This window comes from Vibrio tapetis subsp. tapetis (assembly GCF_900233005.1).
GTDB classification, from domain to species: domain Bacteria; phylum Pseudomonadota; class Gammaproteobacteria; order Enterobacterales; family Vibrionaceae; genus Vibrio; species Vibrio tapetis.
This window is the reverse complement of sequence record NZ_LT960612.1, coordinates 1,602,171-1,623,976: the sequence shown is the minus strand read 5'-3', so window position 1 is coordinate 1,623,976 and position 21,806 is coordinate 1,602,171. Positions and strand designations below refer to the sequence as shown.

Here is a 21,806-nt window from a genome sequence, read left to right as displayed (position 1 = left end):
TTTTTAAATTTATGAGTATAGATGTAGAAAGATCTAACGGCTGTTAGAACGCCATGTGAACCAAGCTACGTCCAAGAAGCGCGTCTAGATCGTTTCGTGAATGCTCACCAAATTTTTCTTCAATCAAGCTATATATTCTTTCAATACCCGCTTTAGCAAAAGGATGTGTGCTTTCAGACACAACCGTATGGTGGAATAGCAAGCGTAAAATTGCCAAGAACTCTCTATTGTGAAGTGCCGCTAACCAACTGTTTTTGAAGCTATCCAAATCAGTATTTAGGGTTAAGTGCTCGACAAACATCTTATAAATACGACCATCAAGCGCTGCTGTGAAGTCAGTCTTTTTCGGAAAATGATGGCTGATCCCTGTACGAGAAATGCCTGTCTGTTGGCTGAGTGTCGTATACGACATTTTGTCATAACCAAGAGTGATTAACTGTTCGACGACGGCATCCATTATTGTCTGTACAGTAATTTCAGTATCTTCTTTACTACGCTTTGGCATATTTGGGGCTCTTCTCTGTTCATACTTCAACATCCAACATAGTTCACTACTATTAGTTGGGCGTTGATCATAATTATTACTATTATGTTCGAAAATAATAAAATCTCAATACAATGAGAAAAGTTAGCATGGTGAGCTACATAAACGCTTGGTTACAGACTCAATACCACGAAAACTAAAATTAAATCGGCTTAAAATATCGAAAGCACTTTAGCCCATAAGTATGGCCAGCATCTTGATGTGCTGCTTATTGCCTATAAATCTGGTGAATACTTTCGAATTGAGGAATCTTCTTATAAAATACATCTGCGCACAAGGTGTTGAATCGTCTTAATGTTCAATATCTCATCCCTTTTGATATTACGTGATGATGATCACATCAATAGCGACAAACAATCAGTGAGCTTGAAATAGAATTTTACTTCTTGATGTGATTTTGACCATTCCGATACAGACAAAATAAAAGTGTGAACTTGTTCACTTTATTCTAGCTAAGCGCATCATCTATCGGTAAAATGTCCTCAACTTAATAAGGGGTTTGCGAATGGTTACAGAAGTAAAAGACAATCAAGAAGTATGCGAAGCTTGTGGATGCGCTGGCGAGATCGGTTTTATCATTCAAGAGGGCGATGAAGTTGCGCTACTTGAAATTAATGCAGCCGACAAAGCATCTCTAGAAGCCGAGTTTTCGAAATACCTTGAACTTGCAAAGCAAGTGACAAGTGACGTTGAATATGATGTTCAACCTATGAGTGAAGATGCGACGCTTCTCACTGCTCGCTTCAAATTTACTTGCAGTGCTGAAAAGCTAATTTTTGAACTAAAAACCCGCACGTTAGGGCGTTAATCTGTTCATTCTGCTACCCAAAAAGACAGCTAACGGCTGTCTTTTTAATACGCCGTTGAGGCAAGAGCAACAACGATAGAGCGAGGTTTTTCGGGTTAAACTATTGGGGCTTATTGGGGTTAAGTAGCACCCATGCTAATTGTCCGTTTAGCTCATAGTCATTTTGACGTTGGCATATCAAGTATACCTTCCCTACCTGTATTACCGCCCCAATTGAATACGCACGATCGTCGTAATAACAAATCCGCGCCCCTGCTTTACCATCTGTGACAATAACACTGTTCTTTGGTGTCACTATTGTTTTCGATGTCCCATAGCTTTTTCCCTCACTCCACGCGCTGGAAATTGGAACAACAATAAGCAACAACCCCACAAGATAGCTCTTCAAACTTTACTCCTTTCTTGGGAACGAATACCCGCCCAAGCAACTAATTCTGTTATATACTCTCGAAAGATAAACATGAGAATTCACAATGATTAAACGATGGGCTTCAACGATTCTACCCTCTGTAAGCATCATAAAACACGCTATCGCTCTAGGCGCTTTTTCCGTGGCCTTTACAATCGGAGCAACGCCGCTAGATCAATACAAAGTACTTAATCACATTGATTCCTACGGTAACCTCCACCTTCGTAATACTCATTATACGTCACTCCCAGAGAATTTTACCGTGAAGGGCAACCTCAATATTGCAAAAACACCGATTAAAAAACTGCCCAAAGGTTTAGATATTCAAGGGAGTTTAGACGCTTCCAACAGTGAACTAACTTCCATCGCTAAAGGTACGACCATTAAAGGTTATGCTAATTTACTCGGTTCAAAAATGAAGTCATGGTCAAAAGGCGTTAAGGTTGGAGGTTACATAAATTTAACCGATACACCAATCGAAGCACTGCCTGCAGGCCTGACCGTTGAGGGTGACTTGAGTATCGTACGTACCAAGATTACAGAGCTCCCTTCCCCGCTGACCATTAAGGGAGACCTTTACATCGGCGGCACCACAATAACCGAGCTACCGGAGCGCCTCCAGATTGACGGAAACCTCTATCTAGGGGGGACAAGGATTTCAAAATGGCCAGACGATCTTAACCTTGGCGGGGCGGTTGCTCGTTAAATCGATGGTATTTCGTCTGTTACGATCCCCGATAGTCTTATGAAGAGTAATAAAAAAGGAACCATTTAGGTTCCTTTTTTTAATCAAACAGCGTAACACTAATCACTCAGACTATGTCGGTTTTGCACCGGGTAAGCGTACATACCCGTTAAGTAATCGTGCGCACCTTTTGGTAGTTGAGCCAATTTTTCATCTAGCGTATTTTTAGCTTCTTGAGTGCATTCTTCACAGTCTACTTGCGCTGCACAATAATTTATTGGGAACAGCTTATAGATATTGTGTATTTGATTGTCGATCTCTTTTGCCAGTTCGTCAGGTGTTTCGATATCGCCGTCAATGACGTCACCAAAACTAATGTGCACCCGGCCCTTAAAGCCAATCATACCTTGAATAATGCTTTCAATATCTTCGAATTCGCCTTTCTCGTAACTGCCAGATTCAGACTTTTCAAACAGCTCTTTTGCTTTAGCAAGATCACACGGGTCATTCTCATAAGAAATAGCGACGGGTACGATCTTTAAGGTTTTAATGTAATCAGCAAACGGCATTTTTTGCTTGCGCCCTTCAACATGAAGCATTTTCAAGATTGCTGGGTCGGTTTGATCGTTACCATCTTTAGCTCTGCCTTCTTTCTGAGCAATCCAAATTGAATTCCCCGTTGATAGCGAATGCTTAATATAGGAAGAAAGCTGGCTGAGCGCTTTCATCATTTCGCGTGGTGCTTTTGCACTTCGCTTAACGATAAAGCTCTTGTTGATTCGCATTAGCTCTGTTGTACAAGGCTTCTTTAGCAAGTTATCGCCAATCGCGATGTGACTTGTTCTGTGTCCTTCATTATGGAGACCAAAATTAACCAGAGCCGGATCCATGGCGATATCGCGATGATTAGACATAAACAAATAGGAACAGTTTTTATCTAACTTGTCTAAACCGGAAAACGTAACGCCTTTTGTGGTTTCCTTTAATGACTTACGTAGGTACTTTCCTACTTCAATCTGTATCGCTTCTACCGAAGTGAATTTTGCCCACTTAAGTTTAAGGTAAACTTTAAGAATAGGACTCATCAAAGTCTTAAACCAAGAGGCATGATTACTGAAGCGATGCTGTAGAATTGCGTTGATGAATTCTTCATCGTTAATCAAGCGTTCAATCGCTGCAGGAATTTCTTCGTCGTTGTATGGACGGATGTCGTGGTACGGATCGTTTATGTCAGTCATCTAATTATAATATCAATACAAAATCGGGCTTATTCTACTCATAGTTACCGAGTTAATCAGCTAGAGAATCACAGCTTAAGTTCAGGTCAGACCAGATTAATAAGCGAAAGTTTAACTATAACACGAACTCAGGCGTCCAAATTACATACAAATATCAATTATGATAACCGCGAGGCACTATTAGTACTCAAATAATCACGACATTTCTGTTTGCAACAATTGGCTTTTAACGGTGAAAAAGCTACTCTAAGGACGCCAAAAAAATTGAGAAATCACCATGAATTATGCAGTTGAACATCAACATACCGTCTATTCGTTTTTAGTCAGCACGCCACGTAGAAAAAAAACCAAATTTACCCTTATCCAAGTTGAATCTGGATTGGTATTGGTTAAATTAGGTAAAAACGAATACGCCTTAGAAGCCGGTGCTGCGATTTGGCTACCTTTTGACTGTTTAACATCCATTAGCTATTTGCCTGGGTGCGAAGTATCACAAATTGATTTTTCGATACGCTTACAAGACAAATTCCCAAGCCAAGCTGGATTCGTTAATCTGCCTCCCGTTTCTCAAGCTATTCTTTCAAAACTTCTGACGAGTAATGTTAGCGAGGATCATCGAAACAATTTGATGAGCGTCATACGTGACGAAGTTCGAACATTACGCCCTCTTTTGGATATGTCACCGCTTAGCCAAAAAATCAGTCAATGGTCTGCAGATCATGATTCCGATTTGAGTAAAGAGTTGTTACTGATGCTGAGTTTGCGTGAAGCGAAAAAGAGAATGCAGTCGGGTGTGAAACGCGACGACGTTATCAAAGAGTACTTTGGTGGCTGTGAAGAAGAGTTTGAGCAGCTTTCAGGATTAGTTATGGGTGAGTGCCTTTAAAAAGGCACTTCTACTTGAAGATAAACATCTCCTTCAGCTTTATTATGCCAACGATAGTCGATACGCATTCTTGGCTCATCGCCATCTTGCTCCCCCAACCCTAAGCTAAGTAAAAATCCTTGTGCTTTAAGTTGTTCATAATAACTAAGATCATCAAACCTGTCGGCATATTCTTCTGGGGTCCAAACACCAAACCCAAAATGGTTTTTGTCTAACTTCGACGTAAAAATAGGTTCGCTTTCACTGTTTAATATCCATTCCGACCAATAATCTGTTTTCTTTGTTTTTTGTCCGAACTCGCTGATAGCGAAGAAATTGCCGGCCACACCATCGGTTCGCTTATAGACAAATGAGCATGATCGGTCATCTTTATCAGCCAGCATTAAAGAAGTGCTATTTTCACAATACGCCCATGCCTGTACCGCTAAGGTACTGGCACACAGGGCGGCTAATGGTATAAGAATCTGTAGCTTAATAATGAGACCTATAAAAACAACGTTGAATCAACAGCACCAAGCTATTGACCAGAGGAATGAGTCGACAAATAATAATTCACAGAAGGTGTAGTCAACTCAGAAATTGATTGTCCAGCCTTCAACTTATCACGAATCATTGTACTACGAACCATTATTTTTTCTGGGCAAACCGTCACAGACCAACGAGACAGAATCTCTTCCGCACGATAGAAATCAGCAAATTTAAAGAAATTGTCGGGACCGATAACAAAGGTTAGTTCATCCTTTGGGTATTGACACTGAAGTTCCTCGAGTACCGCATAGGTTGTCACACTCTTCCCTGGCTCTAACAGTGATTCTTCAACCGTCGAGCGCCTCACGTTAGGAAGTTTTAGATCTTGTATAAACAAGTCGACCATTTGGCAACGTAATTCATAAGCTAACATCTGCTTTCCCCAAGCATGTGCAACACTGGGTAAAAGCAACACTTCATCAAAGTGAGTCAGTGATTCAATAACACTTTTATGCCCCAGTGATGGCGGGTTAAAAGCACTTCCAAAGATCGCAATTTTTCTCATTCGAGCAATAAACCTTCAACTGCTCCTCTCAAGCCCTGTAAAGACGGCGCAAGCTAGGATTTCAGTATTTAATAATCAATTGATTAAGGTATGATAAACCAGTTTTCAAATTGCTGCATGAAAAGGAACTGAAATGGAACATCATATCCGCAAAGAGATGCGTGTTTTACCGTCTATCGATGAACAATACGAAGTTGAAAGACGCGTGAATTTTATTAAATCAAAGCTGACGGCATCCGGTTGCAAGTCATTGGTGTTAGGTATTAGTGGCGGTGTAGACTCAACTACATGTGGCCGTTTGGCTCAATTGGCCATCGATGAACTAAACCAGCAGCACGATACTAACAGCTACCAATTCGTTGCGGTTCGTTTACCTTATGGTGAACAAAAAGATGAAGATGAAGCACAGTTAGCGCTTTCCTTTATTAAGCCGACTCATTCTGTATCAGTTAACATCAAACCGGGTGTAGATGGGTTACACAGCGCTTCACATGTTGCGCTACAGGGCACACCTCTGCTTCCTAACGATTCGGCTAAAATCGACTTCGTAAAAGGTAATGTGAAGGCTCGAGCACGTATGGTCGCTCAATATGAAATTGCAGGTTACATTGGCGGCCTAGTACTGGGCACGGATCACTCAGCAGAAAACATCACAGGCTTCTACACAAAATTTGGCGATGGTGCCTGCGACCTCGCACCTCTATTTGGTTTAAATAAACGCCAAGTTCGTCAAGTCGCGGCCTACCTTGGTGCTCCTGAGCTTTTAGTTAAGAAAGTCCCAACGGCTGATTTAGAAGAGCTAGCCCCACAAAAAGCCGATGAAGATGCACTAAGCGTCACTTATGACCAAATCGATGACTTTCTGGAAGGCAAAGATATAGAAGCCGATGCGCAAGCTCGCCTGATTTCAATCTATAACGGGACTCAACATAAGCGTGAGCCGATTCCTACCATTTACGACTAGAGATTTGCTCTAACAGTTAATGCATCGAGTAGGGTGAGGCGTCTCCGCCTCATCCCTCTCACAGAACCGTACGTACGGACCTCGTATACGGCTCATGCACATTTCCATTCAGCATAATGGCTGAACACATATCCTGTCCTAACGTGTTCAAGATTCACTAATCCAAGGTCGTTAAACCATTGATTTGGCATCGAGTAACTGGCTAATGGACTCGCAGCATTTCTCCAACTATCCATACAGATATACCTGAATGACCCTTCGTAACCTAGCTGTCTTAGCCTGCGGTGGAGTCGGGTCGGTTTTTTCCATAATCGTAATTGGACGCTGCGAAGTCTTCGCCTTAACCACGCGGCCAGTTTCTTAAACTCCCTGTTGGCATTCGCTATTCGAAAGTACTGGCTGAACCCTCTCAGAAGTGGATTCAGTTGTTTAATGACTTCTAACAATGGCTTACCGCCATTGCGTCTTGTCACTCGCTTCAACTTTCCTTTGAACGTCGACATTTTCTTTGGCTGAATACGGCTATAATGGCTACCGATTTCTATTCCAAGGAATTTCACACCTTCGCCGCTGTGCGCTATGTGTGATTTGGTTTCGTTCACCGTTAACTTGAGCTGTTTTTCCAGGACCTTCGTTGCCTGTACTTGCGCATTTTCTGCACCTTTACGGCTGCGACAGAAGATCAGTATGTCGTCGGCATAACGGACTATTCGATGTCCTCGCTTTCGCATCTCTTGATCAAACGCATCCAGATAGATGTTCGCTATCAGTGGGCTTATTACTCCACCTTGCGGACTACTCTATCTCGGTATGCTGCCACTCTCCATCAACCATTACGCCACTTTTCAGGAACTGTTTGATGAGCTCCAGTACGCTACTGTCTGTGACTCGTTTATTAATGCTTTTTAGAATAAGCTCATGATCGAGCTTATCGAAGCACTTCGATAAGTCCATATCTACGACGTGTTGCATTCCGTATCGACGGATGAACATCGTCGCTTTGTTTATAGCATCGTGACAACTTCGATTCGGTCTATACCCAAAGCTGGATGGGTGAAACTGCTCTTCGAAGATTGGGGTTAATAGATCATTTAGAGCTTGTTGGACAACTCTATCCCGTACTGTTGGGATCCCAAGTAATCGCACCCCACCATCATCTTTCGGTATTTCTACCCGTCTGACGGGTTGAGGGGTGTATCGCTTGGTTTTGAGTTCCAGAAGAAGTTGATCTAGGTTATCACTCAGATTTTGGGCGTAGTCGCTTAGGCTCTGCCTATCTATTCCGGCCGCGCCTTTCGCTTTCCACACTTTTTTAAATCCTTTATAGAGTCGCTCTTTGTGGAGCAAGTGACCATATAAACTGTAGTAAACTCTCAACTTTTTCCTTTAGATTGTGTTCCGTGTGGGGACAAATGCTCTCTCACAGTGTTGGTGTATTTCACTCCACTCTCTAGCCTTTTAGCTCAATGGCAATTTACTAGAGTGAGTCAGAGTTACTCCCTTGTACGGTTTCTCGCTTCAGTGCTTTGCTTTCACAAAGACCGAGACGGAATACCTCGATAGCTAATCAACTTGTATACCACTGAAAAAAAAACATCTGCTCATCACAGACTTAAAATGTACTTCATCCCTTCGCAACACCAGATTGCTTTTGGCAAAATGTTGTCCCATCAGACGTGTTACTGATGGTCAGCTCAGTTTTATCCTCCACACCATTACTGGGCTTCACCGGCCGAGCTTTACTCACTACTACGGATTCATCTGCCACCTCGCACCAACATAGATCTTGGCTCTCGCCTTGAGTTTATGCTTCCGACGTTTGCTCGGATGTGGTGTCAGGCTTCCCCAGTTACTGCACTGGCTCCCTGTTAACAATGCCACCCTCAAGCACAATCTAGGTCTGATTGAGTATCGGGCTTCACGCTATTTTGCACGCTTACCCACCTAAATTGCCGAATCAGGTTCACTTTCGTTGTGTACTGTTAACTTCCTATCGCTTCCTTCAAACCCTGCCGTTGGCCAGCAACGCCCTTGCGATTCGGATTATCTTCCCCTCAATCAGGGTGATTTAGGCTTCTTTCAGCCTAATGGGTTTGCCAGCTTCGCTGGGCAAACAAAAAGGAGCGCATAAACGCTCCTTTTTCTTTAAGTTATCTCTGAGTCCAGCCTTAAGTAAGTAGAGATATCTGATGGTTAGCTTTCTATTACAACGTCACTTTGTGGAATGCAACAACAGGCCAAAGCTTGACGGTTTACTTTATCGTCCGGAAGTAATGCCGGAACATCAGGTTGTAGGTAGTCACCCTCGGCCATAGTTATTTTACACGCCCCACACAATCCCGCTCGGCAACTGTTGGCGATAAAAATACCCGCATCTTCTGCCTGTTCTAGGATGGATGCTTTATTATTCCCAATGAACTGAGCACCATTAATCGATATTGAAACACTTTTTTCGATCCCAGTATCGAATGCCGCTACGCCAAAAGCCTCTTGGTGGTAATGACTCTGAGGTAAGCCCATTTTCATTAATAAATTTTCGGCTTTCTTCATGAACCCGTCAGGGCCGCACACAAATACTTGCCTATGTGTTAACTCAGAAAGCGATTTAAAATGAGAAAGGCATACTCGCCCCTTCAGCCCGTTCCACTCGCCAGCTGGTTGACTCAACGCAATATGCAATTTCAAGCCAGGATGGCGAGCTTCTAACCTCTGTAACTCACTTTTACAAGGGACATCATCAAGCGTCTTACATTGATAATAAAAGATCACATCAGAAAGTTTATCTATTTGCTCTAAGTACCTCAGTATCGAAAGCATCGGCGTAACCCCACTTCCCGCCGCGGCCAGCAGCAATGGTTCATCCGCATTAGTTAAACAAAAGTCACCACTTGGGGCTTTAGCTAAGAGGCCGTCACCCACTTTAAAGTGATCTAATAACCAATTTGAAACCTGCCCATCTTCTACTCGCTTCACACAGATTTCGTACTGCTTTAGTTCTGACGGATGCGATGACAACGTATAATTTCTCGTATGCTTTTTGTTATCAATGCTCAACTCTATTGGCAAATATTGCCCTGCTTTAAATGGAGATAATATGCCTTCACTACTTTCTAAAGTGAACTCAACAAAATTAGGGCTGATTTCACGTTTACCCACGCACGTAAGCTGAACTAATGTCGCTTCTTCGTCGTGATAGATTTCTTTGTCTTTAACTTCTAGCACTTCAATGGCATCACCAACGCGGATCATCCCTTCGTTTTTTGCCACTAAGTTCTGACCAAAAAACACGCCGCCTTTTTCGTTAGCACGAAATTTCCCTAACGTGTTTAAAGGTTCTTTGTTCGCCCTTAAATGGCCGGTTGTTGTGTCGACAGTCGTTAATATGCAACGCTCACAAGGTTTAACGGCTTCGAATTCAACCTCTCCAATTCGAATTCGCTTCCAACTGTCTTCTACGAAAGCTTCAGTGCCAGAGACCACCAAATTCGTTCTAAACTGATCCATTAAGTGTTGTTCACTGCTACGGCGATTCAACTCGTCGAGCGATGGTTGGCTAATCACCAAAAGTGGGTAACCGTCTGCAAAACTGACATTATGGCCCACCTTGTCACGGATACGGTTCGATTGTTCGCCACTAAATAGAAGTTGAACGGGCCGACCGACCACTTCTGAAAACCACTTGTTAGCGGCCAGCACAGTGCTATATGCAACAAATCGGTCGTTCCAGACTTGGGTTTTCACTTCTTCCATTAAAAATTCTTTATAACGAAGAACTAACGAAGGCTTATCTTGATAGCTCAACACCAGACCGTCAGGAATCAGGCTTGATTTCACGTTGACCATATGAGGGAATTTGCGAGCAGTGACCATTGCGCCATCCGCAAATGCAAGCATAAAACGACGATCAAAACAGAGCCCCTGCTTTTCTACCCAACCACTAGACATAGCGATGCCGGAAACAGATTTAATTGGATATACGTTGATCTCGGTTAACTCGGATTGTTTTGGATTCGACATTACATACTCTCAAATTAGTTACTTATTATAAATATCAGCGCTTAAACACAGTTGCTTACCATTGTAATCGGTAATTAGATGAAAAAAAACGTGAAACCTATGTGGTTTTCTACTATTATCCTGTCGCCTAAACGGTTGCGTTATCACACTTTGTTGTGTTTTTACTGCTTAGGCTCCTTATTCGTTTTCTAACACCCGGTGGGAGCATCAAATGACTACATTAACTATCACTCGTCCTGATGACTGGCATGTACACCTTCGCGATGGCGAAGTACTAACAGATACAGTTCGCGATATCAGCCGTTACAATGGCCGTGCTCTGATCATGCCGAACACCATTCCACCTATTACTGATACTGAGTTGGCTCTAGCGTATCGTGACCGCATTATGGCTGCTAAGCCTAAGGCACAGTTTGAGCCGCTTATGGCACTATACCTTACGGATAACACGACACCAGACGAAATTCGTAAAGCCAAAGCAAGCGGAAAAGTTTTTGCAGCAAAGCTTTATCCTGCAGGCGCTACTACTAACTCAGATTCAGGCGTTACCGACGCAAAAAACATTTATCCAGTGCTTGAAACCATGGAAGAAGTCGGTATGTTACTGCTTATTCACGGCGAAGTAACTGCGCACGATGTTGATATCTTCGACCGTGAAAAAGTTTTCCTTGAAACAGTGCTAGCTCCCGTTGTTAATGATTTCCCAAATCTAAAGATTGTGCTAGAACACATTACAACGGCTGACGCCGCTAACTTTGTAAACAACGCCAATGACAACGTAGCGGCAACAATCACCGCGCATCACCTAATGTACAACCGTAACCACATGTTAGTTGGCGGTATTAAACCTCATTTCTATTGCTTACCTATCCTTAAGCGCAATACTCACCAGCAAGCGCTGGTTGCCGCGGCGACAAGTGGCAGCAAAAAGTTCTTTTTGGGTACAGATTCAGCTCCTCACGCAAAAGGCATGAAAGAAGCAGCATGTGGCTGTGCGGGTTCTTATACCGCTCATGCAGCGGTTGAGCTGTACGCTGAAGTGTTTGAGCAAGAAGGTAAAATTGAAAACTTAGAAGCATTCGCAAGCCATAATGGCCCGGACTTCTACAACCTTCCTCGAAACAGCGATACAATAGTTCTTGTTAAAGAGAGCTGGGATGTTGCCGAAACCATGCCATTTGGCAATGACATCGTTGTGCCAATTCGTGGCGGCGAAAGCATCGAATGGAAAGTTAAGTAATACCAGCCTAAACCGACGGCTAAGTCGTAATTCTCGTCTCTAGCTACACAGCTTTAAAACGCTCGCCACTGCGAGCGTTTTTTTAAAGCATGTTTTGAGCTAATTATGAAATTGACCTTAATTGTACGACATTGTATAATTTGCACTCATTTTTTCTCGAGACAAATTAATGCAACTGACCTCTTCTTCAATAATACTGACAATATTACTTGTAGGCTCTGTCACCTATTGGGGCACACTTCCATTCGTCTCAACCGAGAGCAAAACATCAGAATTTCACCAAACAAACAGCTTCAATCCTGATGATATGGTTGAAAAAAGCCCTGCTGGCGAGCTCTATATTAAAGTAAACGCTCTATCTCTTTCCGCGCCAAACAAAGCGATGGTATTAATAGAAACAATAAAAGCGCATAGCCCGCTCTATCAACAACCATTTTATCGAATCCACGCTAACTTTACGCTGGCGCGGATATACCTAAATCAAGGGAAAGCCAATAAATCGTTGGACATTACGTTTGAAGTATTAGAAGACGCAAAAGCTCATAACCTTATTTGGGCAGAAGCAATGGCCACTAAAAATATCGCAACTCAGTACACAAAACGAGGTGAGTTATCAAAGGCTCGAGAGTTATTGGTTCGATCGTTGGAATTGTCTCGTTCGATTAATTATGAACGCTTAACCATGGCCAACTACAACGTGTTAGCGATTGTAAACAGCATTCAAGGCAAACGAAATCAGGCGCTACACTATTATCACAAAGGGCTCGAGATCGCGAAAAACTACCCTGACGATACCACTCAAACTCACATCGTAACTAACCTTGGTTATCTGTATGCTCAATCCAAGAACTGGAAGCAAGCGCTAGAATACACAGACGACGCAATAGAACTCTATAATGCTAGCAATATCGAATCACGCGATGCTTTAGTCGTACCTTACATTACTAAAGCAACAGCTTACATGAACCTAAACGACCTCGATAATGCCAATCGCTATATTGATGCATCGTTCGACATACTGACCGATATTTCACCCACTCGATTAAAAATGATCGCTTACGAAGCACTGTCAAAATTACGGTTTTTGGAAAGCAGGATTAATGAAGCCAAACAAGCAACACTAGAGTGCCTGTCATTGCCTGAGGCAAATAACTTCTTATTAGAGTCTGGCCGCTGCATGAGGCAACAAGCGGAGATTTCGGTCTATTTAGGTCATTACGAACAATCATTAGACGAGCTCCAAAAAGCCCTCTCCTACTACGAATCAGTGCCAAGTGAAGTAGATATCATCGAATCCATTAAAGTACTAGCGGATATTCATGCGAATAAGGGCGATTTTGGCGTAGGCTATATGTACCTAGAAGAGTATCACCAACGAAATAATGAGTTGTTGTTTGGTGAGCGGGAATTCAGTTTTAATCAAATGCAAGAAGCCTATCAAGCCTCAAGAAAAAAAGATGAAATCGCCTTATTGAAATCAGAAAAAGCATTAAGCGAGATCCGAGAACAACAAGATGAACTTCGAATTTACTTATTCATCGCCATTGCAGTTTTAGGTTTTGGCGCCTTTTTGTATCAAAAGAACCGTTCGCATTACTTCGCGGCAATGAATCAGACGCTAACATCATCAAACAAGGAACTCTCTAAAGACGCTCTGCAAGACACGTTAACCGGGTTGCACAACAGACGATTTGTTGAAGCATTTTTAGAAAACATCAATAACGAAACCTATACGAGTTCTGATGATGCACGTTACTCAGTCTGCTTGTTGGATCTTGATCACTTCAAAAAGGTGAACGACACACACGGCCATAATGTAGGTGATGAGGTGCTCATTGAAGCTGGCCGTCGATTAACTCGCCTGATAGGTGATGACGGAATGCTCGCCAGATGGGGAGGTGAAGAGTTTCTTTTCATTATTGAACACAAACAAAGTGATGCCTTCGTACCGTTACTAAACCGAATTACCGATACATTTAGCACCACCCAATTTGCAACTTCCGTTGGGCCACTTGTGATTACCGCTTCGAGTGGTGCGGTAACCAACATGCCACGCACGCTGTTGCTGGCCAATTGGGGAGAGACCCTCAACTTGCAGACAAATTACTTTACCGCGCCAAGCAAGACGGACGAAATCAACTAAAACACCAAGCTTATTTAGATAACGGTCAATAAGTCAGGCTAGTTGATAACCAGCAAAACGTTTCGTGATTCGAATAACTGAAGTTACTCAGCAGACGACTCGCTTATACGTGGGCGTTCGCTTTATTCATCTTGTACTGCTCTGGTGTTATACCAGCGTAACGCTTAAACATGGTAATGAAGGGGCTAGCTTGGTTATAACCCAATAAAAACGCCGCTTCTTTCACTGATATGCCTTTTTGTAACAAGGTTAAAGCGTGCAGGTAACGCATCCTCAAGCGCCATTCCGTAAAACTCATACCCAATTCACTTTGGCAATAACGGGCTACTGTTCTTTCTGTAGTGTGGACGATACTGGCCCATTGCCCCAACGTTTTTGCATCCGTTGGGTTATCTTCTAAGCCATTTAGGATTGGCGACAACACCTTGTGATCACTGGTTGGCAAAAAGTGCTGCTCTGGTTTTGCTAACGACAGTTGATCTAACATCACGTCCATTAAACGACCGTCTGCTGCGGTTTCTGCCATGCGCACACCTCGCACACGAAAGTCTTCAATGATAGCAGTCAGAATCGGTGTAACGCCCAGTAAACAAGTTTGATCAGGTAGTGCCAAGGTTTTGTCATGAGCAATATTCAATGAACAATAATCCACAGGTTTTCGATTAAAACTGTAATGCATCACACCAGCTGGCACCCAGATAGCCAAATGTGGCGGTGCTAAAAACCGGGTACTTTCTGCATTCAACTCCAACATTCCACCTCGTATTATTTGAACCTGCCCCCAAGTGTGAGAATGATTTCTGGTTACTGTGTTTGATAAAAATGCATCAAAATTAAAATACACTGGAGCGGGAAGTTCATCGATCGAAATGGATGGATGAATATTCGCAGTGCTGGCCTTACTCGTTTTTTTCATTCTGTCTGACTTTGCGTCGATGGTGTCCGATTGGAGATATATATTATCAGATTGACGTGACATACTAGCGTCTAGTTCAATTAGTTTGATGGAGTTCACATGATTTATCTATTTCCGCTGTTCACAATTATCATCTGGGGCGGTAACTCCATTGTAAATAAACTTTCCGTAGAGAGCATAGAACCCAGTGCAATGAGCTTCTTTCGTTGGTTTTTTGCTATGCTTTTTCTCTCGCCGTTTGTATTACCATCGATCATCCGATCGTGGAAAACGATTAAGCCTTTCATATTAAAACTTGCTACGCTCGCCTTACTCGGCATGGTTTTAAATCAATCTTTAGGCTACTACGCCGCCCTGACTACCAGCGTATCGAACATGGCATTGATCATTGCACTTGTGCCGTTGATTTCAATATTCATCAGCGTGCCATTATTAGGGAAAAAAATCTCTCCACTTAGTGTTGTGGGTGCGGTTATTTCATTGTCTGGGTTAGCTTTCATGTTAGGCCAAGGCGATATCATGTTTATCTTCCAAAACTCAGTCACGCCTGGTGATGCAATGATGCTGGTCGCTGCGATTGTTTATGCTCTGTATTGCGTGCTGATAAAGAAATGGAAAATGCCGTTAACCAATTGGCAATTCATCTACATGCAAGGTGCCTTTGCAGTACTTATGCTATTCCCATTATGGCTGAGCAGTGATGTATTATTGCCACCGACTGATTCATTACCTTTGGTTGCTTACGCCAGTTTAGCCGCTTCAGTCATTGCTCCGTGGCTTTGGGTAAAATCTATCGATGCAATCGGCGCAGATTCAAGTGCCATGTTCATGAACCTACTTCCAATCATTGCAGTTGCTCTTGCCTCTACATTGTTAGGAGAAAGTATCTCAGAGTTTCATATTATTGGTGGCCTCATGGTGATCTCCGGTGTGGTTCTGGCGCAGATTAAAAAGCGTCAAATCCCTGCGGTCAGTATCCCTTCTACCACGACACAGGCAACGAAGCTTATTTAGCGACGGGCCAATCTTATAGCAACAGACCCATTTCGACGCTATCATCAAATTAGAAAGGCCCGTTACTGAATAAATAACGGGCCTTCTTAATTCATATTGAGCCTTGCGGAACTTGATCACCACGTTGCGGTTATCAATTTAATTAGTCTTCGTCCATCCAGCTCATTTCTGGCAATTCATCTAAATGAGAATTGTAGCGTTTCAAATTAAAAGCAGACTCATTTTTCATGACATCAAAGACTTCTAATGCAAGAGCGCATGCCATCATTTCGATCGCTTCTTCTCTTTTTGTACCTGTCATCATTAAGCGCATAAGTGTTTCTTTTACTTTAATCGGATCACCATCATTTAGTTGATTTTCCACTATCTCGCGAAGATCGTCTCCGCTCATTACGCTGTCTTGTTCGGTCGTCATTGTTATTCTCATATACAGTTGAATATGCGATTGTAACAGAGCGGTAGTTTAGGTTCTATGCCATACCGAATCATCAGAAAAAAGTTCACATGCGCTATATTCAATCTGACTAAGTTGGTATAAACTTACATTTGAAATGCACCTTAATAAGTAAATGTAATGCAACGTTCATCGATATTAGTGAAGTCTCTAAATACAGAATTCAACACTGTTTCTGCAATGGTAGAGATTTACTGTAAAGCACATCACAATACACATAGCTTATGCAGCGCCTGCTCTGAGCTAATTGCCTATGCTGAAACCAAACTCGACCGTTGCCCTTACGGTGATCAAAAACCAACATGTAATCGTTGCCCTATTCATTGCTACAAACCTGAGCCTAAAGAACAAATGCGCTTGGTGATGCGCTACTCGGGGCCAAGAATGCTGCTGCATCATCCGTTTCTCGCAATTCGTCACTTAATTCATGAGAGAAAGCCAGCGCCTGAGAGTGTGCCACGTAATAATTCAAATCGATTTAAACGCAAAGACAACTCACCTACTAAAAATTAACGTTGTTGGTCTCTCTTTAAGAGAAATCACGCTTTAAAAGAAATCACGTTACGGCAATTAAAAGTAAGCGGAATAACTTAAATTCATTTCTGTTGCTATATCGTGATTTAAAGCAAATCGAACATCCCATTCCTGGCTATCTCCAAACCGGTTATCCCACTTTACGGCCACTTTTTTTGTCGACGTGCTGCCAAATGTGGCTGAAGGCGTTATCGTTAAATAGGTCTTCCAGATCTCACTTGCTGTATAAAGAGCGCCAAACTCTACGCCGATTCCTGTGTCTTCTAACTCGGTAAAATCTGCCCTAAGTTGTGGCAGCGCATAAAACGAAATGCCACCAAAACCGTGTCTTGCCCACCCCATACCAGCATAGAGCCGAATTCTTTCATCGTTGTTTGTGGACAGGTCTTTTTGTTCAATGGTTAAACGGCCATTCCATGCCCAGCGCCGGTCTTTGAATAGATCGACGTGAAGTAAATTCAAAGTCGTCACGTTAAATAAGTCAAACTTGCTAAGCCACGCCTCGCCATGCGTAAACTTGATTTCGGTTTCAAAAAAAACGGCATTAGAATCTTTATAGCGAGCAGCTTCTTTGGCTAAGAAATCGTAGTAACCAGCACGGTAACTCAACGTTCCTATACCCGTAAACTCACTGCTGTAACCCAAGCTAATATTAATTCGATTTGGATTCTGTGCTTCATGCGGCGGCTGATTGACATTACTTTTCCATTTGATGTCAGCAACGGGAAGTTTCAAACTCTCTAACATTAACAAGCGTTTCGACGCCTTAGCTGCTTCGTCATTACGCTCAGTAATCGCCAGTTCATAATAATCAAACAATAAACTGATGATTCTGTGCTTCTCATCATCATTTAGGGTTGAGAACTCGTCACCACGTAACGTTTGGTTGTCATCAACAATCAATTGTGTGATCTGTTGTTGCTTAGTAGAGAGATCTTGATATTTGTCGTGAATTCGCGTGTATTTGGATTCGCGCCGGGTAATAGTTCGAATCAAAGGTTGGCCATTGTGTTCGATATCTTGCAGGTGTTTAAATATATCGAGTGGCATATCCCATGGTTGAAACGACGTTAATAAGCCCAACTCGTCATCGAGCACTATTTCAATAAACTTCGCCATTTCGGTAGAGCAATTACCACTTAGGAACAAATAGGTGAACTTAACGTCAGACAACTCCCAAAGGTGCGCTTCAAGCAGGGACACTTCACTGGCGCTCAGGTTGAGCTCATATTCCCACAACTCCCGTTGTTCATTTTCGGCATAGCCGTATTCAAGTTTATAATATTCAGCGTCGCTGTAACTCGCGTCATAACCGCCAAACAAACCATAGGTTACGTATTTAACTGGGTTATCATCCCTTGAGGCGTCTGCACCAAAATTGATACTGCGATCTAACAATGGTGAATCAGAGATTTTCCCTCCTTTCTTCATATTCAACTTCATGAGCAAATGACCAAAAAATGAAGCTGGGTTACCCAAATAACCAGTGACAAATATTAGGCTGATCGATTCAGTTTTGTTTTCCTTTTTCCAGGCTTCAAAATTAGGGCAAATAACTGGATTGTCCAGCCAACTGGTTCCCAAGATGCTATCCAACCACAATCTTCGGGCTGGAAATCGGCACTGAGCATGAAGGTTTATATCGCCCTTTACTGGCTGATTCATGCTGTTGATGGTCGCGAGTAGTTCCAATTCAGGGTAACGGGCCCCCTTTTCACTAAGAAAAAACTCAGAGCTATTAATGTCACTCTGTGAGCCAGTAAAATGAAGTAATTTGTTCCATTGGCTACTTCGCGCTATATCTGAAATGGATGAGGAAGAGGACAGCTTGGTATTTGCTGCGTGTACCATTGGTGTAATAATCACAGCGTTCACCGCTATTATTGCAACCAACAGCAGACTAAAGCGTCTGCCATATTTACCTACAACTAACGTGAGACAAAGAGAAAGCGCAGGGACTGGCCATGCGCTTTGATCAATTACTGGTAGCTAAACCGCGTTGCATTGAGCTGAATAGCGATTGACATTCTTTTCTACTAACAAGAAGTAAGCTTCTGCTTTTTCGTTTTGAGGCTTGGAAGCGTAGTCAGCTTCAACCACCATACCACCAAAATCACTACGAATACTTTTTACTACTTCAGTTCGTGTCAATGCATCACATTCGAAGATATCCAGCATCGCCATTAGATGTTCACCTTGACCTTGCGCGGTGTCCTCTTCTAGACGTGGGTAGGTGTCATTAATGAAATTTGCTGCTGCCCAAAAAGGCCCACCACACGTTCCCGGAGATAAAGAATTGGATGTCGTTGCGGTTGTACCCAAATCCCAAGTCACGTTTGTCGTAATCGCCAGGTAGCCGTTCCATGTCGGACCCGCAATCCAGTGACCAATACCACAGCTCTTCCAAAGGTTTGCATAAGAAGGGGTTGCTGCCATTATCAGAGCCACTGCCAAAAGAATTTTTTTCATTCTATTATCCATAATTCATAGGTTATCAATAAGCTGCTTCCATCCTAAATTCGATTGTTCGACCGAGCAGCACTGTTAAGTATAGGACAACATTTAATTTTTATGCGTTGGCTTGAGGCTCAAATAAGCTCGTTCTAATAATTTAGCGCTTCTTTTTCTCGGTGTCTGCGTCGGATAAACGCCCCAAAGGCGACGAGTACGGATACGACACCAAGGCTTCCAGCGCTTTCTTCCGTCGCTTGACTCGTACCAAATTCGAGATTAGATACACCATTTACTGTGTGTTTAGCAGCAACGGCACCGCTCACTACACTTTGTATCCAACCGGTATAATCGAGAACTTCAGTAAACACCCCTTGTGATAATGAGCCAGCATGCCCACAGGTTCCTGGGCCAAAACTCGCGATGCCGACTTGCCTGAAGACATTCCCATCAAACCAAAGTAACGGACCGCCCGAATCTCCTTGGCATATGCCATTTCTTAACCCGGTTAAACTACTGTAATCCCCTTGGGTACAAAGATGGCTGTTGTTTATTGCCCCAAACGTACTGCAAGCGCTTGCGGATAAATAATTGACTTGGGTTTGTAGTAAGTCGAGAGAGCTATCGACATTACTCGCTGTGTTACCATGCCCTATAGCGGTAAATACTGCATTGCTCACCCTGTAGTTTGAGTCATCCCCAGATTTTGGTAATCTGACATAGTTGCTGGACGGTATATTTTGAATCTCTGATGCGAGCTTTATGATGGCGATATCATTGGCCCAGAGGTAGGTTGCGCCACCTCGATAATCGTCACGAAAATAGAAGCTTTCTGCTGGGATTTTTTGTGCCGACCAAAAATCACGTTCATTTTGAAGTTGTAAGACCACGGTCGTATGATCGTTATAATCGGCATCTTGCACGCAGTGTGCCGCCGTCATAACATGCCACGAATCTAATATTGACGCGCCGCAATAGTTCCCATAATACCCATAATCTGTACGACGATCGTAATACAAGCTCGCCATGTACGGGTAATTGGAGATTGAGGCTGTGTGTCCATTTACGATCATGGGCACCGCCTCAAATTCTGCAGCAACGGTTACTTTTGTAATGCAAAGAAATACGACACTTAGGAACCATTTGTTCATGTATCCCCCTTGTACGATAAACGCGAGATTGAGGAGTGCAACTGAGTCAAAAGCCAGAGTATTTTCTTTTTAGTCTAGAAGAGATATGAGGTTTATGTGAAGCAGATCAAAAAAAACCGCCTGAGGCGGTTTTGGGAGGAAATGACAACTAAAAGCTATTTCTATTTGTTTTTTCGACTTAAGCCCGCAATAAAGAGCATGAGAATGCCGAAAGTTCCAAATGAACCACCGTTATCCGTCTGGTAGTTTTTGAACTTAGTTTTCGCTTCATCAGTTACAGTAAATGAAGGCGAAACTTTTCCAGAGGTAACGTCATCGATCCAAGCCTGATAAGCTAATATCTCAGTGTATGCACTAGCATAATTGTATGGATTACCGCTTACTGGGTCATTAACTAAGCCGCAATCTTTCACAGCGTAACTTGCAACGCCAATTTGTTTGTACTTCCCATTATCTAGCCACAATAACGGGCCACCAGAGTCTCCACTACATGCTGAACTGTACTTACCGTCAGACTTTATGTCAGACAAAACACAAAGTTTTTTGCTTCCAGTAGAGCCGTGGCTATTACATGAGGGTGTATAAATCATGACGGCCTGTTCTAACTGTTTGGCAGTATCCGCTGTAATACCCCCACCTAAAGTTTGATTTTTTCCATGCCCAATAATAAGTAACTGTTCAGAATTACTGCGGTACGAATTTTTGTCGCTAGCTACATTATTAGACACATAGTTTGCTTGCGATACTTGACTTGTCGGTAGAGGAGACGCCAGTTTAATTAATGCGATATCATTAGGGAAAAAATCAGAGTTACTATCGACATAATCAGGATGTCGATAAACTTCTTTCACAGGGATGGCTAACTCTGTCTGGTATCCACCTTGGACACCCGCTTCCTCGTATTGAACGCCCGTAGCTACCTTCAAGAATAAATTTTGAAACGAGTCGTTTGCCTCGCTAACACAATGGGCCGCTGTCAATACAAACTCTTGATTATAAATTGTGGCACCACATATGTTGCCATAGTAGTTTGATTCGGAAATACGATCGAAGTACAGACTAGCAAAGTATGGATAATTACTTACGTCTGCATGATCGCCATTAATTATTGCTGGTGCAATACTAGAACTATTTGGTGCATCACTTGCTACTGCTACATTCGACATGGCAAACAGAATAGTAGAAAGTATGAAGTTCCTTTTTTTTAACATCAGTTTATCCTTTCAAGCCTTTTAATCGCATCCTAGCATCAATACTGATTATACTTCTGTGTGATTATGCGTATTCCATAAAAAAACTCGCCAACTGGCGAGTTTTCA

Annotated in this window: 20 protein-coding genes and 1 pseudogene; 8 read left to right on the top strand and 13 right to left on the bottom strand. The window is 42.7% G+C overall.

Annotated elements, in window-relative coordinates:
- Nucleotides 1-43 precede the first annotated feature (43 nt).
- Nucleotides 44-505, bottom strand: a complete 462-nt coding sequence (locus tag VTAP4600_RS24235) for a TetR family transcriptional regulator (protein ID WP_102525250.1) — start codon at nucleotides 503-505, stop codon at nucleotides 44-46.
- A gap of 544 nt (nucleotides 506-1,049) precedes the next feature.
- On the opposite strand from VTAP4600_RS24235, the gene VTAP4600_RS24230 reads away from it, so the two are divergent.
- Nucleotides 1,050-1,352: a YfcZ/YiiS family protein gene (locus tag VTAP4600_RS24230; RefSeq protein ID WP_102525249.1), complete on the top strand. Its 303-nt coding sequence runs from the start codon at nucleotides 1,050-1,052 to the stop codon at nucleotides 1,350-1,352.
- Between the two features lie 100 nt (nucleotides 1,353-1,452).
- Here VTAP4600_RS24230 and VTAP4600_RS24225 read toward each other — a convergent pair whose 3' ends face one another.
- The gene (locus tag VTAP4600_RS24225) at nucleotides 1,453-1,740 is read right to left on the bottom strand and encodes a DUF1496 domain-containing protein (RefSeq protein ID WP_231897952.1); all 288 of its coding nucleotides are present in this window, start codon (nucleotides 1,738-1,740) and stop codon (nucleotides 1,453-1,455) included.
- Between the two features lie 127 nt (nucleotides 1,741-1,867).
- On the opposite strand from VTAP4600_RS24225, the gene VTAP4600_RS24220 reads away from it, so the two are divergent.
- Nucleotides 1,868-2,467 carry a leucine-rich repeat domain-containing protein gene (locus VTAP4600_RS24220; protein ID WP_415239707.1) on the top strand — a complete coding sequence of 200 codons (600 nt, stop codon included), beginning with the start codon at nucleotides 1,868-1,870 and terminating at the stop codon, nucleotides 2,465-2,467.
- Nucleotides 2,468-2,565: 98 nt separating this feature from the next.
- On the opposite strand, the gene VTAP4600_RS24215 is transcribed toward VTAP4600_RS24220, so the two are convergent.
- On the bottom strand, nucleotides 2,566-3,684 hold the full coding sequence (locus tag VTAP4600_RS24215; protein ID WP_102525248.1) for a 1-acyl-sn-glycerol-3-phosphate acyltransferase: 1,119 nt from the start codon (nucleotides 3,682-3,684) through the stop codon (nucleotides 2,566-2,568).
- A gap of 277 nt (nucleotides 3,685-3,961) precedes the next feature.
- Between VTAP4600_RS24215 and VTAP4600_RS24210 the strand changes: the two genes are divergently transcribed.
- The gene (locus tag VTAP4600_RS24210) at nucleotides 3,962-4,570 is read left to right on the top strand and encodes an AraC family transcriptional regulator (protein ID WP_102525247.1); all 609 of its coding nucleotides are present in this window, start codon (nucleotides 3,962-3,964) and stop codon (nucleotides 4,568-4,570) included.
- On the opposite strand, the gene VTAP4600_RS24205 is transcribed toward VTAP4600_RS24210, so the two are convergent.
- Both VTAP4600_RS24205 and VTAP4600_RS24200 read right to left on the bottom strand, forming a co-directional pair.
- Nucleotides 4,567-4,953: a hypothetical protein gene (locus tag VTAP4600_RS24205; RefSeq protein ID WP_102525246.1), complete on the bottom strand. Its 387-nt coding sequence runs from the start codon at nucleotides 4,951-4,953 to the stop codon at nucleotides 4,567-4,569. The two genes, VTAP4600_RS24210 and VTAP4600_RS24205, sit on opposite strands and share 4 nt — an antisense overlap.
- 134 nt (nucleotides 4,954-5,087) lie before the next feature.
- Nucleotides 5,088-5,603, bottom strand: a complete 516-nt coding sequence (locus tag VTAP4600_RS24200; RefSeq protein ID WP_102525245.1) for a nicotinate-nicotinamide nucleotide adenylyltransferase — start codon at nucleotides 5,601-5,603, stop codon at nucleotides 5,088-5,090.
- Nucleotides 5,604-5,736: 133 nt separating this feature from the next.
- Here VTAP4600_RS24200 and nadE point away from each other — a divergent pair, with 133 nt between their 5' ends.
- Nucleotides 5,737-6,567, top strand: coding sequence for an NAD(+) synthase (gene nadE, locus VTAP4600_RS24195; RefSeq protein WP_102525244.1), 831 nt, complete (start codon nucleotides 5,737-5,739; stop codon nucleotides 6,565-6,567).
- Nucleotides 6,568-6,659: 92 nt separating this feature from the next.
- On the opposite strand, the pseudogene ltrA reads toward nadE, so the two are convergent.
- Nucleotides 6,660-7,944 (bottom strand): annotated as a pseudogene (ltrA, locus tag VTAP4600_RS26645) (group II intron reverse transcriptase/maturase).
- An 816-nt stretch (nucleotides 7,945-8,760) separates the two neighbouring features.
- On the bottom strand, nucleotides 8,761-10,584 hold the full coding sequence (locus VTAP4600_RS24185) for a hybrid-cluster NAD(P)-dependent oxidoreductase (RefSeq protein ID WP_102525243.1): 1,824 nt from the start codon (nucleotides 10,582-10,584) through the stop codon (nucleotides 8,761-8,763).
- Between the two features lie 211 nt (nucleotides 10,585-10,795).
- On the opposite strand from VTAP4600_RS24185, the gene pyrC reads away from it, so the two are divergent.
- On the top strand, nucleotides 10,796-11,824 hold the full coding sequence (gene pyrC, locus VTAP4600_RS24180; RefSeq protein ID WP_102525242.1) for a dihydroorotase: 1,029 nt from the start codon (nucleotides 10,796-10,798) through the stop codon (nucleotides 11,822-11,824).
- Nucleotides 11,825-11,993: 169 nt separating this feature from the next.
- Nucleotides 11,994-13,967, top strand: coding sequence for a tetratricopeptide repeat-containing diguanylate cyclase (locus VTAP4600_RS24175; RefSeq protein WP_102525241.1), 1,974 nt, complete (start codon nucleotides 11,994-11,996; stop codon nucleotides 13,965-13,967).
- Between the two features lie 103 nt (nucleotides 13,968-14,070).
- On the opposite strand, the gene VTAP4600_RS24170 is transcribed toward VTAP4600_RS24175, so the two are convergent.
- Nucleotides 14,071-14,883 (bottom strand): AraC family transcriptional regulator, encoded by an 813-nt coding sequence (locus VTAP4600_RS24170; RefSeq protein ID WP_102525528.1) that lies wholly within the window; start codon nucleotides 14,881-14,883, stop codon nucleotides 14,071-14,073.
- 99 nt (nucleotides 14,884-14,982) lie between these two features.
- Here VTAP4600_RS24170 and VTAP4600_RS24165 point away from each other — a divergent pair, with 99 nt between their 5' ends.
- Nucleotides 14,983-15,897, top strand: coding sequence for a DMT family transporter (locus VTAP4600_RS24165; RefSeq protein WP_102525240.1), 915 nt, complete (start codon nucleotides 14,983-14,985; stop codon nucleotides 15,895-15,897).
- Nucleotides 15,898-16,039: 142 nt separating this feature from the next.
- On the opposite strand, the gene VTAP4600_RS24160 is transcribed toward VTAP4600_RS24165, so the two are convergent.
- A complete protein-coding gene (locus VTAP4600_RS24160; RefSeq protein WP_102525239.1) occupies nucleotides 16,040-16,312 on the bottom strand; it encodes a hypothetical protein in 273 nt (90 codons plus the stop codon).
- A 159-nt stretch (nucleotides 16,313-16,471) separates the two neighbouring features.
- Here VTAP4600_RS24160 and VTAP4600_RS24155 point away from each other — a divergent pair, with 159 nt between their 5' ends.
- A complete protein-coding gene (locus VTAP4600_RS24155) occupies nucleotides 16,472-16,864 on the top strand; it encodes a nitrous oxide-stimulated promoter family protein (protein ID WP_102525238.1) in 393 nt (130 codons plus the stop codon).
- 57 nt (nucleotides 16,865-16,921) lie between these two features.
- Here VTAP4600_RS24155 and VTAP4600_RS24150 read toward each other — a convergent pair whose 3' ends face one another.
- The 4 genes from VTAP4600_RS24150 to VTAP4600_RS24135 all read right to left on the bottom strand — a co-directional run bounded on the left by VTAP4600_RS24150 (nucleotide 16,922) and on the right by VTAP4600_RS24135 (nucleotide 21,698).
- Nucleotides 16,922-18,751, bottom strand: coding sequence for an Lnb N-terminal periplasmic domain-containing protein (locus VTAP4600_RS24150; RefSeq protein ID WP_231897950.1), 1,830 nt, complete (start codon nucleotides 18,749-18,751; stop codon nucleotides 16,922-16,924).
- 123 nt (nucleotides 18,752-18,874) lie between these two features.
- Nucleotides 18,875-19,354, bottom strand: a complete 480-nt coding sequence (locus tag VTAP4600_RS24145) for a DUF3015 family protein (RefSeq protein WP_102525236.1) — start codon at nucleotides 19,352-19,354, stop codon at nucleotides 18,875-18,877.
- Between the two features lie 134 nt (nucleotides 19,355-19,488).
- Nucleotides 19,489-20,487, bottom strand: coding sequence for a S1 family peptidase (locus tag VTAP4600_RS24140; protein WP_102525235.1), 999 nt, complete (start codon nucleotides 20,485-20,487; stop codon nucleotides 19,489-19,491).
- A 161-nt stretch (nucleotides 20,488-20,648) separates the two neighbouring features.
- Nucleotides 20,649-21,698: a S1 family peptidase gene (locus VTAP4600_RS24135; RefSeq protein ID WP_102525234.1), complete on the bottom strand. Its 1,050-nt coding sequence runs from the start codon at nucleotides 21,696-21,698 to the stop codon at nucleotides 20,649-20,651.
- Nucleotides 21,699-21,806: the final 108 nt, after the last annotated feature.